This window comes from Candidatus Protochlamydia sp. R18, assembly GCF_000648255.1.
Taxonomy (GTDB): Bacteria; Chlamydiota; Chlamydiia; order Chlamydiales; family Parachlamydiaceae; genus Protochlamydia; species Protochlamydia amoebophila.
The window spans coordinates 46989-59798 of sequence record NZ_BASL01000795.1 but is presented as its reverse complement, the minus strand read 5'-3'; the positions used below and the strand labels follow the sequence as shown (position 1 = coordinate 59798).

Here is a 12810-nt window from a genome sequence, read left to right as displayed (position 1 = left end):
TTTTAAATCATGTTGAGGTCTTTTGTCATTCAAATTTTATGTATCTTGTTTAAGCCTAAACACCTAAACCCAAAGTTCAGGTTAATATGTTTAAAATTTTACCATCTGCTATTATCCCAATTTTAAAAATGTTAATTTTGATTTAGAATACGATATCTATTTGCTTTCATAAATATTTTTTTAATTTAGAAAAGTCAAATTTTAACTTTAAAATATATTTAATGATTAAAAAAGTTAATTATAGCTGTAATAGTCTAAAAATTAATATTCGAAATTTTATTTGAGGAGAATATTTAAATGAGAACGAATCCAGCGTTTCATAGTGCATCACCTTATCGTTTATCTCAGTCCAACACTAACAGGGTTAACACAGAAATAGAAATTAACAGTTACCTATCAAACCAAGGTTACTCAGTAAATAGATTTGTACATAACCTTTATCACGCAATTTTCTCCATCCAGGGAAGTGATGGCACATTTATAGGAAATTGTTTTGCCATATCCCAAGATCTTCTATTAACTTGTCACCATTGTTTAGAAGGAAGAAATGAAATTAAAGGGAATTTTGGAATGGGAAAACTTATTTTTGATGGATCTAAATATGAGTTTGATTTTGCCATCTTATGGGTAAAAGGAGGTCAATTCAAGCCAGTTGTTTTAGATATGGACATTGACATAGGAGATTCGGTTCAGCTGTATCACAAGTTTGAAGGCCAATCTTTAAAAATGTACGTGAAGACCTTTGGTTATCAGTCAATTACCTCTTCAGGTGGTGGATCCTATGCCATGCGAGGAAACTTCGTTTCTTCTCAAACAAATCCAGGAGAATCAGGAGCACCTAGAATGTCGCTGCGGAATAGCTATGTCCATGCTATGCATCAGGGAAATAGTGAAGGGTTAACAATGAATGCACTTTACGGAATACTTGAGTTTGCAAAGACCAATGGTGATCGTAATGCTGACTACATTCTTTCAAATATCCAAGTGGCACATTTGGATACAAGAATTATGAATCAGTCACCCTTAATAATAAAATCAGATGATGTAGAGGAAGAGAAGAAGCCTTAGCTTAAATCATATAGCCAGGGGAATGGTAAATTTTTCTGATTCAATTAAAGAAACTGTAGTAAGAGCTACATTCAAATATAGAGAAAAGGGCAGAGGCAAAGACGATAGGTGTAACGCTATTCGAAAGGCAGGCCTAAAAGGGGTAAATCATCCTGAAATTATTTATGCGATTTATCCAGATCCTCATCTTCATCAAATATACAAAACTAAAAAAAATGGAGCGGAAGAATTTTATTAAAAAACTGGCAATGTCAATAGGAAAATATCATTTATTGAACAATAGCTATCTTGATCGAGGAACTGTTAAAGTATTTGGAGGAATATTTACTCTTAGTCGGGTAGTTAGTTAATTTTTAACCTAGCTCATTTTATATAATTAAATTTAGTAGACTTTTTATTTGTGTAATAAATAAAAAGTTTGCTTATTCACCCTTTATTTCAAATCTTCTTTCATATTTTTTATCAATTTTTTAAAATCCTAAGCTAACTTTTGAGAGTGAAAATAAACACAATATTTTGTTAACCTGAATTTTGAGTTTATTCTTTTGATAATGAATAAGAAGAATAAAATTTAAATGACAAAAGACCTCTGCCTGATTTAAAACATTTGTTTTCCCAAATAATGTTTAATATGATATGGGAGGTCAAATTTGAATCTTTTTGTTCCTCTATTTGCTTATTTTCTAGAAAGAGGAGGAATCACAGGAATTGCTTTTATTGATTCTCCATCGATAGATGTTTGCCACAATAAACGCATAAAAAGAAAGAAGTCTTCAAAGGTTTGGCAAAGAGGGGAAAAATAATCTCAGATGGTTTTTGGGGTTTAAATGGCATCTTATGCTTAATAAGAAAGGAGAAATTTTGGCTTTTCAGCTTAACTGGACGTATTGCTGATATCTCTATTGCCGAAACCTTAAACTATTATTTACTACCCTAAGATCGAGTAGGAAGCAGAGATTGATGAAGTTGGCAGACAAAATTCTCCTTAGAAAAAGAGCTATCATTGAAACGGTGAATGATCAACTAAAAAAAAATTTCCCAGATCGAATAGATACGCCGCAGAACTGCCAGAAATTTTTTAATTAATCGATTAGCTGGGATTGTTGCTTATCCTCATCAACCTAAAAAGCCATCGATAAACTTGACAGAGCAACATCGCCTATTGTTAATAATTGCTTAAAACCCAAAATTCAATTTTGTATTGTTAAACCGATTATGGTTCTTTCAAGCTTTCAGCCAGCTTAGCGCCATGAGGAGTGATTGAAATGTCAGACACATTTTTCTTTTTAATAAAATTGGCTTGAGCAAGCAAATTACAAATCGTATCCACAGCAGTTTTTTGAAGTCCCGCTAATTTTCCAATCTGATAACGATCTATAGGATCTTCTATTTCTTCTTGTTTTAAAGCTTCTTCATAAAGACGCATCATAAACATTTCATCTTTTGTTCTTGCGCGATTGGACATTTTTATTTCCTTATTGTTTTTTTAATCTGGTACCTTGAGGAGTGTCTTCAATCAAATAGCCTCTTTGATGAATGAAATCACGTAATTCATCGGAAAGTGTCCAGTTCTTCTCTTGTCTCGCCTGTTGCCTTTTAGCAAAAGCTTCTTGTAAATCTTCTGGAATGCTTTCTTCTCTTTTATCAAATGTCAATACGCCTAAAATAGTATCAAATTTTTTCATAAGATTTATCACTGTCTCGGCTTCTTTTTGACTGACCTGATTGACATCACATAAACAATTGATTTCACGTACAAAATCAAAAATAGCAGCTAAAGCGGAAGAAATATTCAAGTCATCTGCGAGAGCTTCGGCAAATCGTATTAAAGCATCATTGACAAGTAAGTCAACCTGACCGTCTGATTGAAGTGTTTGAATATTATAAATTCTTTGAATAAAGTCATTAAGGCGTTGCAATGAACTTTTGACTGACTCAACACCTTGAAATGTAAAATTTAATTGCGTTTTATAATGTGTTTGAAGAAGTAAATAGCGGACTTGAATACCTGTAAAACCTTTATTTAACAAATCACGCAATGTGTAAAAATTTCCTAAACTCTTGGACATCTTTTTTTGATCAACGACAAGATGTTCTGCATGCATCCATAAATTTACAAATTTTTTACCGGAGCAGGCTTCAGATTGGGCAATTTCATTTTCATGGTGAGGAAACATATTGTCTATTCCTCCCACATGAATATCTATCGTTTCTCCAAGTAGGTGCATGGCCATTGCTGAACATTCTAAATGCCAACCCGGGCGACCTAAACCAAATGGACTCTCCCAATAAATTTGACCATCACGCTCAGGATCATAACTTTTCCACAACACAAAGTCTGCGACATGTTCTTTTTCGTATTCATCAGCAGCCACTCGTTCAGAGGCTCCTGCTTGTAAGTCTTCTAAATGCAAGTGAGATAAACAACCATAGCGAGGGAATTGGTTAATGGCATAATAAATGCTCCCATCCCCTCCTTTATAAGCGACTTTTTTATCTAAAAGAACTTTAATCATCTCAATCATAGCTGGAATATAATCAGTAGCAGCTGGATAATACTCTGCTGATTGGATATTTAAAGTTTTTAAATCTTCAAAAAAAGCATCCTTATAAGGCTTCGTATACTCATCAAGAGTAATACCCTTAGCAATAGCTCCTCGAATTGTTTTGTCATCCACATCGGTAAGATTCATAACCTGTGTAATAGAAAACCCAAAAAATTGAATTGTTCTTCTTAGTAAATCTTCAAAGATGTAAGTTCGAAAATTTCCAATGTGTGCATAGTGATAGACGGTTGGTCCACATGTGTAAAGTTGTATATGGTTGCCTTTTATTGGTTTAAGCTCTTGCTTTTGACGCTCAGCCGTATTATAAAGCCTGAGGGGAATATTTTTTAGGGCATGTTCATTCATAAAGGTATCCTATCGATCAGTAATGTCTTTATAACTTAAGTTGCGAATTTATCTAGTTGTAAAACCAATCTCTATTCAACAGCATTTTCTAAAATTTACTTTTATTTTTTAACCAAGTCAAATTTCAAAAGGAATTGTTAGAGGATAATTTCCAGCAGAATCTCATTTATATCAGCGATGTCAAATAACCTTTGCGCACGTAGACTATTTAGCATGCGTTTCTAAATTTTTTTTTAATTCACGATAATTAATTTTCCCTGTTCCCATCAAAGGAATTTCAGGTAATTGAATTACTTTAAAAACTTTAACTAAATTACTAAATCCTGCTTCTCGCAAAGCTTTATTAGCTTCATCGACAGAAGCTTCAAAACTGGTGAAAACAAATATTTTGGCTTTTTCTCCCGCCTCTTCTTCCGGGATGACAGCTAAGATGGGTCTTTCTTCTTGTTCATTTTTAACTTTCTCTCCAATTGTATGGTGTAAAGCTTCTTCAATTGCTGTTAAACTAACCATTTCCCCACCAATTTTAACGAATCTTTTTAAACGTCCACATATGATTAAATTTCCTTCTGAATCCAGGTAGCCTAAATCTCCTGTTGAATACCAAACCTCCTGATTAACTGTAATAAAAGGGGAAGAGATCCCTTTATTAAGATAGCCCGAGAAAATATTGGGCCCTTTTGCTAATACAAGGCCTTGTTCTCCTTGAGGTAAAGGTTGATGTTGATCAAGGCTAACAACACAAAGAGAGACTTGTTTCATAGGCTTTCCAACACCATAAGCTGGATTTCCTGTGGTATTAGCAGTTAAGATAGGAGAGCATTCAGTAATTCCATAACCTTCAATTAAACGACAATGATCAAGCTGTCCAACCATTTGAAATAATTCTTTTGGGGCTTTTTCTGCTCCCGTTATACATATGCGAAGAGTTTTAAGTTGGTCAGGATTCGCGTTTTTAAAAATTCCCCTCAAAAATGTCGGTGCCCCGCAAAGAATTGTAACAGCCCATTTCTCAATAGCTTTCGCAAGCCCTCTTCCATCAGTAGGATCGGCATAATAAGCAACTCTTAATCCGCCTAGTAAAGGTAATAAACCACTTGCTGTGAATCCATAAGCATGAAATGGAGGTAACATCCCTAATAACACGTCATCTTGAAAAATTTCGACAGATTCAATAGCATCTCTTTGGTTATTTAAAATATTTTCATGCGTTAAGGGGACTCCTTTAGGCAAACTTTCAGTCCCGCTAGTGAATAACAAAACGGCCTTCGAATCTTTTGTTAAACTCTGAATATCAAATATTGATAAAAGTGTTTTTGTTTTCAGTTTTGAACGAATAAATGCTTTTAATTTATCTTTCCAAGAAAATTCTCGACGGGCATCTTCTAAGGTAATAATGAGTTCTTCTATCTCTGTTAAATCAACATTATCCAAACGATCCAAAAATGCCCAAGAAGAAAGCACAACCTGAATATTTGATAAAGATCGAACAGACTCCAAATGACGGGCTCCTGCTGTCCAATTGATTAAAAGAGGAACCTTTCCAGCTAACTGGCAAGCTAAGATCGTAAAATAAGTCACAACACTTGAAGGAAGTAAAATTCCGATATACTCTCCAGGAAGCTTCTTAATGTAATCAGTTAATAATAACACGCGTAGTTTAGCCTGTGCATAGGTCACGACTCCAGAGCGCAGGTCTCCACAGGCAACAGTATGCCCCATTCTTGCACAATTATTTAAAAAAACTTCAGGAATTGTTTCTCCCTCAGGAAATGTCGCACGTTTATGAGGGAACGATGAAGCGAACCAACGAGTTAAATCACTTTCTTCCTCTTCCACCTCTTCTTCAAAAGTAATTTGCTTAGATGCAAGGGCCATCACTTTACCAACAGTTGTTAATTCGCTGACAGGTACTCCAGTTAAATCAAAATCATTATCAAGAAAAGCAATAAGTTCAGCAACATCGAGTGAATCTAACCCTAAATCACTACTTAAATTCATCTCAGGTTTAATGAGAGAAGGATCCATATTTGTTATTTCTGATAACTTTTGTTTCACTTTAATTTGAATGTCTGTAGAGATAGCTGCTAAATCAATTTGTGCATTAGATTTATTCTCAATATGAATTGTGGGCAATTCTTCTCTCCACATGCTATACGAAACCAGATAAAGATCTTCCCCCTCCTCTTTGTTCTGCTTTAGTCGACTTGGCTGATTATACCAATTTTCTAAATAGCGGTTGAGTTCTAAGCGTGAAGCTTGATAGGGAAAATCAGCTGGGGCAGGCATAAATTCAATGATCACTTCTCGTCGAGGAGTAAAGAAAATTAAATTTTTAAAAGCAATTTTGACTCCCTCAAAAATTGTTTTGAACATAGGAGGAGATTTCCCAATTAAGGCTCTCGAAAAGCTACTTCCCCATAATCCAGTTGTTCGGACAAGCACAATATTCGCTTCAGGAACAGCTTGAATAATACGATGAACACCTGATGCCGCAATAATTTCTTTGGCCTGGTTTTTAACTTTACCTGCTGGGTAGATAAGGAAATTTTCTTTCTTCCTTAAATCTTTAATGACTGTTTCTATGACTTGATCAACTTTTTTTTTCTTCAAGCTGTTGCTTGAAGAAACAAAATTTGGAATAGGTATAGCTCGCATGAATTTCATAAAGCCATGCACGATAGGAGTATAATACATATACTCAACGATCAGGGGGCGAATGAGGTATTTTTTCCAAATAGCTAAAGTAACCAATGTGGGATCAACAAAAACAGTGGGGTGGTTCGGTAAAAAAAGAACACCACCTGGTTTATTTAAAACTTTAGGGTTTACGTTTTCAATTCCTTTAATCGTAACTCTATAACGAAACCATAGAGTAAATCGCATAAAATAAAGTAATACTAAGCCTAGTAGATGTCTCACTGGAATTCTCCTCATTTATCTATTGCACTTACAAGTAAATTTAAAAATTCGTTGTTACGTCTTCAACATTTGAATCTAAATATTAACCAATTTAGCTCAAATCCTATTTTTTGAATTCTCTTATATCTAGCAATCAATTGATAAGTTAGATTTTGTGTAGCAAATGATAGCATTTTCTAGAAATAAAATCATAAATTCAAAGAGTTCTTCATCAAAACAAGTCGGATTTTATATAAACGAGGCTAAAAAAATTAAAATGTGTGTTGAAAAAACTAATGAATGCATTTCAGATACCTAGTAATTGGTTGAATGGATCATCCAAACATTCTACTTAATCAAGATTGAGAAGTTTTAAAACGGAATGGCAAAGCTTTTTTCCTTCAGGAAAAGAAATTTTTTCACACGCCTCAGAAAGCAAAATCCACTGACTCGACCGAATTTCTGACCATTGAATAACAACTTCTCCCTCTACTAAAGCAGCAAAATACGCAACAGTTTTATCAATGCGTTGTTTATTAAAGGTAAAAATATAATGTTCCAAAAAAACTTCTTCGGATAAATAGCTTGTGATTTTCAAACCTGTTTCTTCGAACAATTCTCTTTCAGCGGCTTGTTTTGGGGACTCATTGGCATCTGCATGCCCTTTAGGAAAAGACCAATGCCCCGCTTGCTGCTGAATGAGCAATACGTACCATTTATCTTCTTTTCTTTGAATGGGAATAATTCCGTAAGAATAATCTTTTTTTAAGGGCATTTTAGCGTCTAGGGTTCATAAGGAGCAAAAATAACAGAAGCATTATGACCTCCAAAGCCAAACGAATTAGAAATCGCACGTTTCACGATAAATCGTTGCGCCTCGGATGAAACATCAAATTCTAAATTAGGTTCTGGGTTTTCTAAATTAATGGTTGGATGAATTTGATGTTCAAGAATCGCTTTAATTGTCGCAATTGCTTCCACCCCACCTGCAGCGCCTAACAAGTGACCTATCATCGATTTTGTTGCGTTCATTTTGATCGAAGAAGGGTTTTTAAAAACTTTTTTTAGGGCATTAACCTCAGCCATATCTCCCGCAGGAGTAGAAGTGGCATGAGCATTAATATAATTAATCTCTTCGGGTTGGATACCTGCATCCTGTAAAGCTCTGCGAATACATAAAGCAACACCCTCTCCGTCTGAACGTGGCTCTGTCATATGATAAGCATCACACGACAATCCGCCTCCTAAATACTCAGCCAAAATAGGTGCTTCTCGAGCTAAGGCGTGATCTAAACTTTCCATCACAAGAACGCCAGCTCCTTCACCAAGGACGAAACCATCTCTTCCCTGATCCCAAGGGCGAGAAGCTTTAGCTGGATTTTCGTTTCGTTGAGAAAGGGCTTTACATGCGCAAAAACCTGCTAATCCCATCGGCATCACAGCCGCTTCTACACCTCCACACAGCATCAAATCAGCCTCTCCATTTCTGATGTGTTGAGCAGCAGAAATAATCGAATTATTTGCGGTAGCACAAGCTGTTGAAATAGAATAGTTAGGGCCCATAAAACCAATATCTATTCCCAGCAACGCTCCACACATATTTGTCAAAATAAAAGGAACAAAAAAAGGAGATACTTTTCGAGGACCTTTTTCAACTAATGTTTGCACTCCATCAGCAAACATTGTCATTCCTCCCATTCCAGAACCAATCAAAATACCGCACCGTTCTTTTTGAAGACATTTTAAGTTTTCTTCATTTAAATTAGCTGATTCTAGTGATTTTTTTCCTGCTACCATCGTATAAGCAATCGATTTATCCACTCGACGAGCCTGCTTTTTGTCTAAATACTCACCAGCTTCAAAATTGGGGATAATTCCAGCAAATCGCGTTGGATAATCTTCACATGGGAATTCTGTGATAGGTTGAATACCACTTTGACCGGCTAAAAGATTTTGATAAAAAGCATCAACATCGTTTCCAAAACATGAAACAATACCCATTCCTGTAATGACAATTCGTTTTTTGCTCATTTTCCTCAATCCTTTTAGATTGGTTTAAAAAGGTTAACTACTACTTTTCTCACAAACGGCAATCGTTTTCTTTTATGAATGCATAAACATGTTAAGCTCTTTTAAACTCTGGTCGTGACGTATCAATAGAAACATCTACAATTTTTCCCCCTTTCCATAATTCTTCAAGAGCATATTTTTCGCGCAGATCTGGAACAAACAAATGAATCACAAAGTCAGTATAATCTAAAACGATCCAATCACCTTCTCTTTCTCCTTCTATGTGATAAGGATGATGCTGGTGTTTAGCTAATTGATCAACAATTGTTTGACTAATCGCTCTGACGTGACGATCAACAGTTCCTTCAGCAATGATGAAATAATCGGTCATAGTACAGATGCCTTTGACATCTAAAACTAAAATATTGAAACCTTTTTTATCATAGATAGCTTGAGCAACTTCAGTTAATGTTTTTAAGTAAAAATCTTTCATTGTATTTTAACGATTAAATGTTAATAGGCTAGAAAAAATGACATTCTAACACAGTTCTAAAGATAAATACCACTTATTTAACCAAAACGCTTGGGGTATTTGCTTGGAAATTATTCAGCTCGGTTGCAAATCTTTTTAAATTTTTTGCAAAAGAATTTAATTTAATAGTTTCAAACATTACAAAAAATATAAAAAATAATTAGTTTACAAGCCTAAGATCCTGCTGATCAAATGATTTAGTCAAAACTCCATAAATTTCTGACAAATCAATAGCAACCTCATTTGATTAATCATTTTTATTAAATCATAAATAATAATTCTCGATATTTTGGAAAGGGCCACAAAGCATCATCACAGATCACCTCAAGGTCATCTACAATGGCTCGAAATTGTTCCATTTTAACAATAATTTTTTCACCAAAAACTCTAGCTTTTTCTTGAACTGTTAATAAAGTAAGTTGCTCTTTGAGCATTTCGAGCTCTTTGCAACACTTTATACTTTCTTCAATCTTATCATTAATCTCTTTAATCCAAGCATTTTGTTCTATTGAATGAAATTGATGAGAAGAAAGGGTTTGTTTGCATCTGAGATAACTTGTTGCGATTGTTGTTTGGTAATTAAAAACAGCAGGAAGAATTTGTGTTTTAAACATATCGAGCATTAAATTAACTTCAATAGTCATATTTAAGGTATACGTTTCTAATAAAGCCTCTTGACGACTTGCAAGCTCTTGAGAAGTTAAAATCTGATCAAATAAATGGATGGTTTTAGGATGAGTCAATGTTAAAAAAGCTTCAGAAGAGCATTTAAAATTAGGTAAACCTCTTTTTTGAGCTTCTTTAATCCAATCCTCATGGTAATTATCGCCAGTAAAACGAATCGCTTTTGCAATTTTTAAATATTTTTGTAATACAGGAAAAATAGCTTTTGATATCGCTTCGGTATTCCCTTTTGTTTGATCAGTATGAAATTCAATTTCATCTAAAATAAGGTGAAGACTTTCTGCCACAGCTAAATTAAGAACCGTCACTGGAAATGCGGGATTAGAAGAAGATCCAACAGCTCGAAATTCAAACTTATTTCCTGTAAAAGCAAATGGAGATGTTCGATTACGGTCTGTATTGTCTTTAGAAAGGTCTGGCAAAATAGTCCCTAAATCATAGCAATTTTTTGCAGAAATAAATGTAGAATTTCCTTTTTCCTCAATCTCATTTAAAAGAGTTTCTAACTCTTCTCCTAAATAAATAGACATAATAACTGGAGGCGCTTCATGACCTCCTAATCGATAATCATTTGAAGCGGATCCAATCGCAGCTCTTAATAAAGTCGAATGTTGATAAACACCATACAGAATGGCTGTCATTAATATGAGGAAATGAAGATTATTATGAGGGGTATCTGTCAAATCTAACAAATTAACACCTTTATCTGTTGACAAAGACCAATTAGAGTGCTTACCCGAACCATTAATTGCCATAAAAGGCTTCTCATGTAAAAGACAAGTTAATCCTTGCTTTTGCGCTACTTGCCTCATCAGTTCCATTAATAAAATATTATGATCAATGGCAACAGTTGATTTTTCAAATATAGGTGCTACTTCATGTTGAGCCGGAGCAACCTCATTATGCCTTGTTTTAACAGGAATTCCTAATTCAATAGCGGTATCTTCAAAGGCACGCATATAAGTTAAAATACGATCTTTAACAGAGCCAAAATAATGATCTTGTAGTTCTTGACTCTTCGGCGATGGAGCTCCAAATACAGTTTTACCAAGTAAAATGAGATCCGGCCTTAAATTGCGTAGTTTTCGGTCTATCACAAAGTATTCTTGCTCTAGCCCAAGTGTTGAATACACATACTCTGCCTCAAGTCCAGTTAATTGAAGCAGCCTCAAAGCCGCTTGATCAATTTTTCTTTCTGATCGTAAAAGAGGAATTTTTGAATCTAACACATCTCCTGTCCAAGAGAAAAAAACAGAGGGGATGCAAAGAGTTACCCCATCCCCCGCTTTCCAAAGGAAAATAGGAGAAGTTGGATCCCATCCCGTATAACCTCTTGCTTCATAAGTACTCCTTAATCCTCCGGAAGGAAATGAAGAAGCATCTGGCTCCCCTTGTATGAGTTGTTTACCATTAAATTTTTCCATAACACCATCCGCAGAATTCCATTCAATAAATGCATCATGTTTTTCAGCGCTTGCTCCTGTTAAAGGTTGAAACCAATGACAGAAGTGTGTCGCTCCATGACTCATTGCCCATTCTTTCACAACAATAGCAATGCTATCTGCATATTCTGCTTTAATTTTCTCGCGTCCGTTGATGGCATTTGATACGTTTTTGTAAATCTCTTCAGAAAGCATTTTTTGCATAACTGTTCTAGAAAATACATATTTCCCAAAATTTTGAGAATTCACAGTTTTTTTTCTTTTTGGAGGTTCGCTTATCTCACTCATTTCTTTCAAAATTTGCTTTCTCACAGTTAACCTTTATAACTAATCTAAGGGAAACATTTTCCCAATAATTTGGATGGAGACGATTCTTGTTTTCAACGCAGGTTATTTGCTCAAAATAATAAGAAAGAAGAAAAATTGATAGATAAATTCAATATTTAAATGATAAAAATGTTAAATAGATTTTAGAATATTTAACAAAATTTTGGTGGAAAGAATAAAATGGTCTAAACTAGTTGCATGAATGGACTATAAAATTTCCCAGCCTCTTTCCTGACAGATTTTTCTTAAATAACTATCAGGGACAACTCCTACAGCTTTTCCTGATAATTCTAGAATAGGTAAATCTAAATAGCTATCAGAATAAGCTGTAATAGCAGTATAGTCAATTTGCATTTGATTAATTAAAGATACAACATAATTAGCTTTATTTAATCCATCTAAAATAGAAGAAAGGTATTCTAATTTCCCTTCCTGATCTGGAGCATAAACACTTGCCCGCCAATTTTTAACATCTAATTTTTCAGCAATCGGCTGTACCAAAAAATCAGGAGATGCAGATAAGATAAGTGTGTAATCCCCTCTTTGTTTGGCTTCTTGCAGCCTTTGCAAAGCTGGCTCATAAAAAAGTTTGATCAATTCTAAATCTAAAAAATTTTTAACGTGTTTTTGAAGCTCTTTTAAGTAAAGACCTTTAAACAATTTCTGAAAAATTTTCTCGTGAAGTTTTTGCATCGACATTCCTAAGAATTTATGCCGAGCATAGTAAAACAGGCAATGTGAAAGAGTAAAAAAAGAAATGAATTTCTGCTGATAAAGATACGTACCAAATCGATAACTACTATTGACAGTAAGCAGTGTGTGATCTAAGTCAAATACACAAAGTTTCATCTTTTTTGGTCTTTATCAATTGTTAATTTTAATAATTGATGTTTAATGAATAGATTTTACACAATCTTCGTGACTCCAGCTTACA

General features: G+C 34.5%; 10 protein-coding genes and 1 pseudogene. 3 read left to right on the top strand and 8 right to left on the bottom strand.

What is annotated here, in order from left to right; translation table 11 throughout:
* Window positions 1-297: 297 nt before the first annotated feature.
* The 3 genes and pseudogenes from TY19_RS11425 (at window position 298) to TY19_RS13195 (ending at window position 2154) form a co-directional block, all read left to right on the top strand.
* Window positions 298-1068: a trypsin-like peptidase domain-containing protein gene (locus tag TY19_RS11425; protein WP_042282687.1), complete on the top strand. Its 771-nt coding sequence runs from the start codon at window positions 298-300 to the stop codon at window positions 1066-1068.
* A 22-nt stretch (window positions 1069-1090) separates the two neighbouring features.
* Window positions 1091-1306, top strand: coding sequence for a hypothetical protein (locus TY19_RS11420; protein ID WP_042282685.1), 216 nt, complete (start codon window positions 1091-1093; stop codon window positions 1304-1306).
* Window positions 1307-1718: 412 nt separating this feature from the next.
* Window positions 1719-2154, top strand: a pseudogene (locus TY19_RS13195) (transposase).
* A gap of 127 nt (window positions 2155-2281) precedes the next feature.
* On the opposite strand, the gene TY19_RS11410 reads toward TY19_RS13195, so the two are convergent.
* From TY19_RS11410 to TY19_RS12025, 8 genes are all read right to left on the bottom strand, one after another.
* Window positions 2282-2533, bottom strand: coding sequence for a hypothetical protein (locus TY19_RS11410; RefSeq protein ID WP_042282683.1), 252 nt, complete (start codon window positions 2531-2533; stop codon window positions 2282-2284).
* Between the two features lie 10 nt (window positions 2534-2543).
* The gene (cysS, locus tag TY19_RS11405; RefSeq protein ID WP_042282682.1) at window positions 2544-3980 is read right to left on the bottom strand and encodes a cysteine--tRNA ligase; all 1437 of its coding nucleotides are present in this window, start codon (window positions 3978-3980) and stop codon (window positions 2544-2546) included.
* A 204-nt stretch (window positions 3981-4184) separates the two neighbouring features.
* The gene (locus tag TY19_RS11400; RefSeq protein ID WP_042282681.1) at window positions 4185-6902 is read right to left on the bottom strand and encodes an AMP-binding protein; all 2718 of its coding nucleotides are present in this window, start codon (window positions 6900-6902) and stop codon (window positions 4185-4187) included.
* Window positions 6903-7233: 331 nt separating this feature from the next.
* Window positions 7234-7656 carry a bis(5'-nucleosyl)-tetraphosphatase gene (locus TY19_RS11395; RefSeq protein ID WP_039359462.1) on the bottom strand — a complete coding sequence of 141 codons (423 nt, stop codon included), beginning with the start codon at window positions 7654-7656 and terminating at the stop codon, window positions 7234-7236.
* Between the two features lie 8 nt (window positions 7657-7664).
* Window positions 7665-8912, bottom strand: a complete 1248-nt coding sequence (gene fabF / locus TY19_RS11390) for a beta-ketoacyl-ACP synthase II (protein ID WP_042282680.1) — start codon at window positions 8910-8912, stop codon at window positions 7665-7667.
* 91 nt (window positions 8913-9003) lie between these two features.
* Window positions 9004-9384: a ribosome silencing factor gene (gene rsfS / locus TY19_RS11385; protein WP_011175789.1), complete on the bottom strand. Its 381-nt coding sequence runs from the start codon at window positions 9382-9384 to the stop codon at window positions 9004-9006.
* Between the two features lie 299 nt (window positions 9385-9683).
* Window positions 9684-11861 (bottom strand): glutamine synthetase III family protein, encoded by a 2178-nt coding sequence (locus TY19_RS11380; RefSeq protein ID WP_052354940.1) that lies wholly within the window; start codon window positions 11859-11861, stop codon window positions 9684-9686.
* 222 nt (window positions 11862-12083) lie between these two features.
* Window positions 12084-12725 carry an HAD family hydrolase gene (locus tag TY19_RS12025; protein WP_079979329.1) on the bottom strand — a complete coding sequence of 214 codons (642 nt, stop codon included), beginning with the start codon at window positions 12723-12725 and terminating at the stop codon, window positions 12084-12086.
* Window positions 12726-12810 lie beyond the last annotated feature (85 nt).

Bases quoted from the DNA above. Each gene is read 5' to 3' on its own strand.
- fabF (WP_042282680.1), bottom strand. From the start codon at position 8,912: ATGAGCAAAAAACGAATTGTCATTACAGGAATGGGTATTGTTTCATGT.
- TY19_RS12025 (WP_079979329.1), bottom strand. From the start codon at position 12,725: ATGAAACTTTGTGTATTTGACTTAGATCACACACTGCTTACTGTCAAT.
- TY19_RS11420 (WP_042282685.1), top strand. From the start codon at position 1,091: ATGGTAAATTTTTCTGATTCAATTAAAGAAACTGTAGTAAGAGCTACA.
- rsfS (WP_011175789.1), bottom strand. From the start codon at position 9,384: ATGAAAGATTTTTACTTAAAAACATTAACTGAAGTTGCTCAAGCTATC.
- TY19_RS11425 (WP_042282687.1), top strand. From the start codon at position 298: ATGAGAACGAATCCAGCGTTTCATAGTGCATCACCTTATCGTTTATCT.
- cysS (WP_042282682.1), bottom strand. From the start codon at position 3,980: ATGAATGAACATGCCCTAAAAAATATTCCCCTCAGGCTTTATAATACG.
- TY19_RS11395 (WP_039359462.1), bottom strand. From the start codon at position 7,656: ATGCCCTTAAAAAAAGATTATTCTTACGGAATTATTCCCATTCAAAGA.
- TY19_RS11410 (WP_042282683.1), bottom strand. From the start codon at position 2,533: ATGTCCAATCGCGCAAGAACAAAAGATGAAATGTTTATGATGCGTCTT.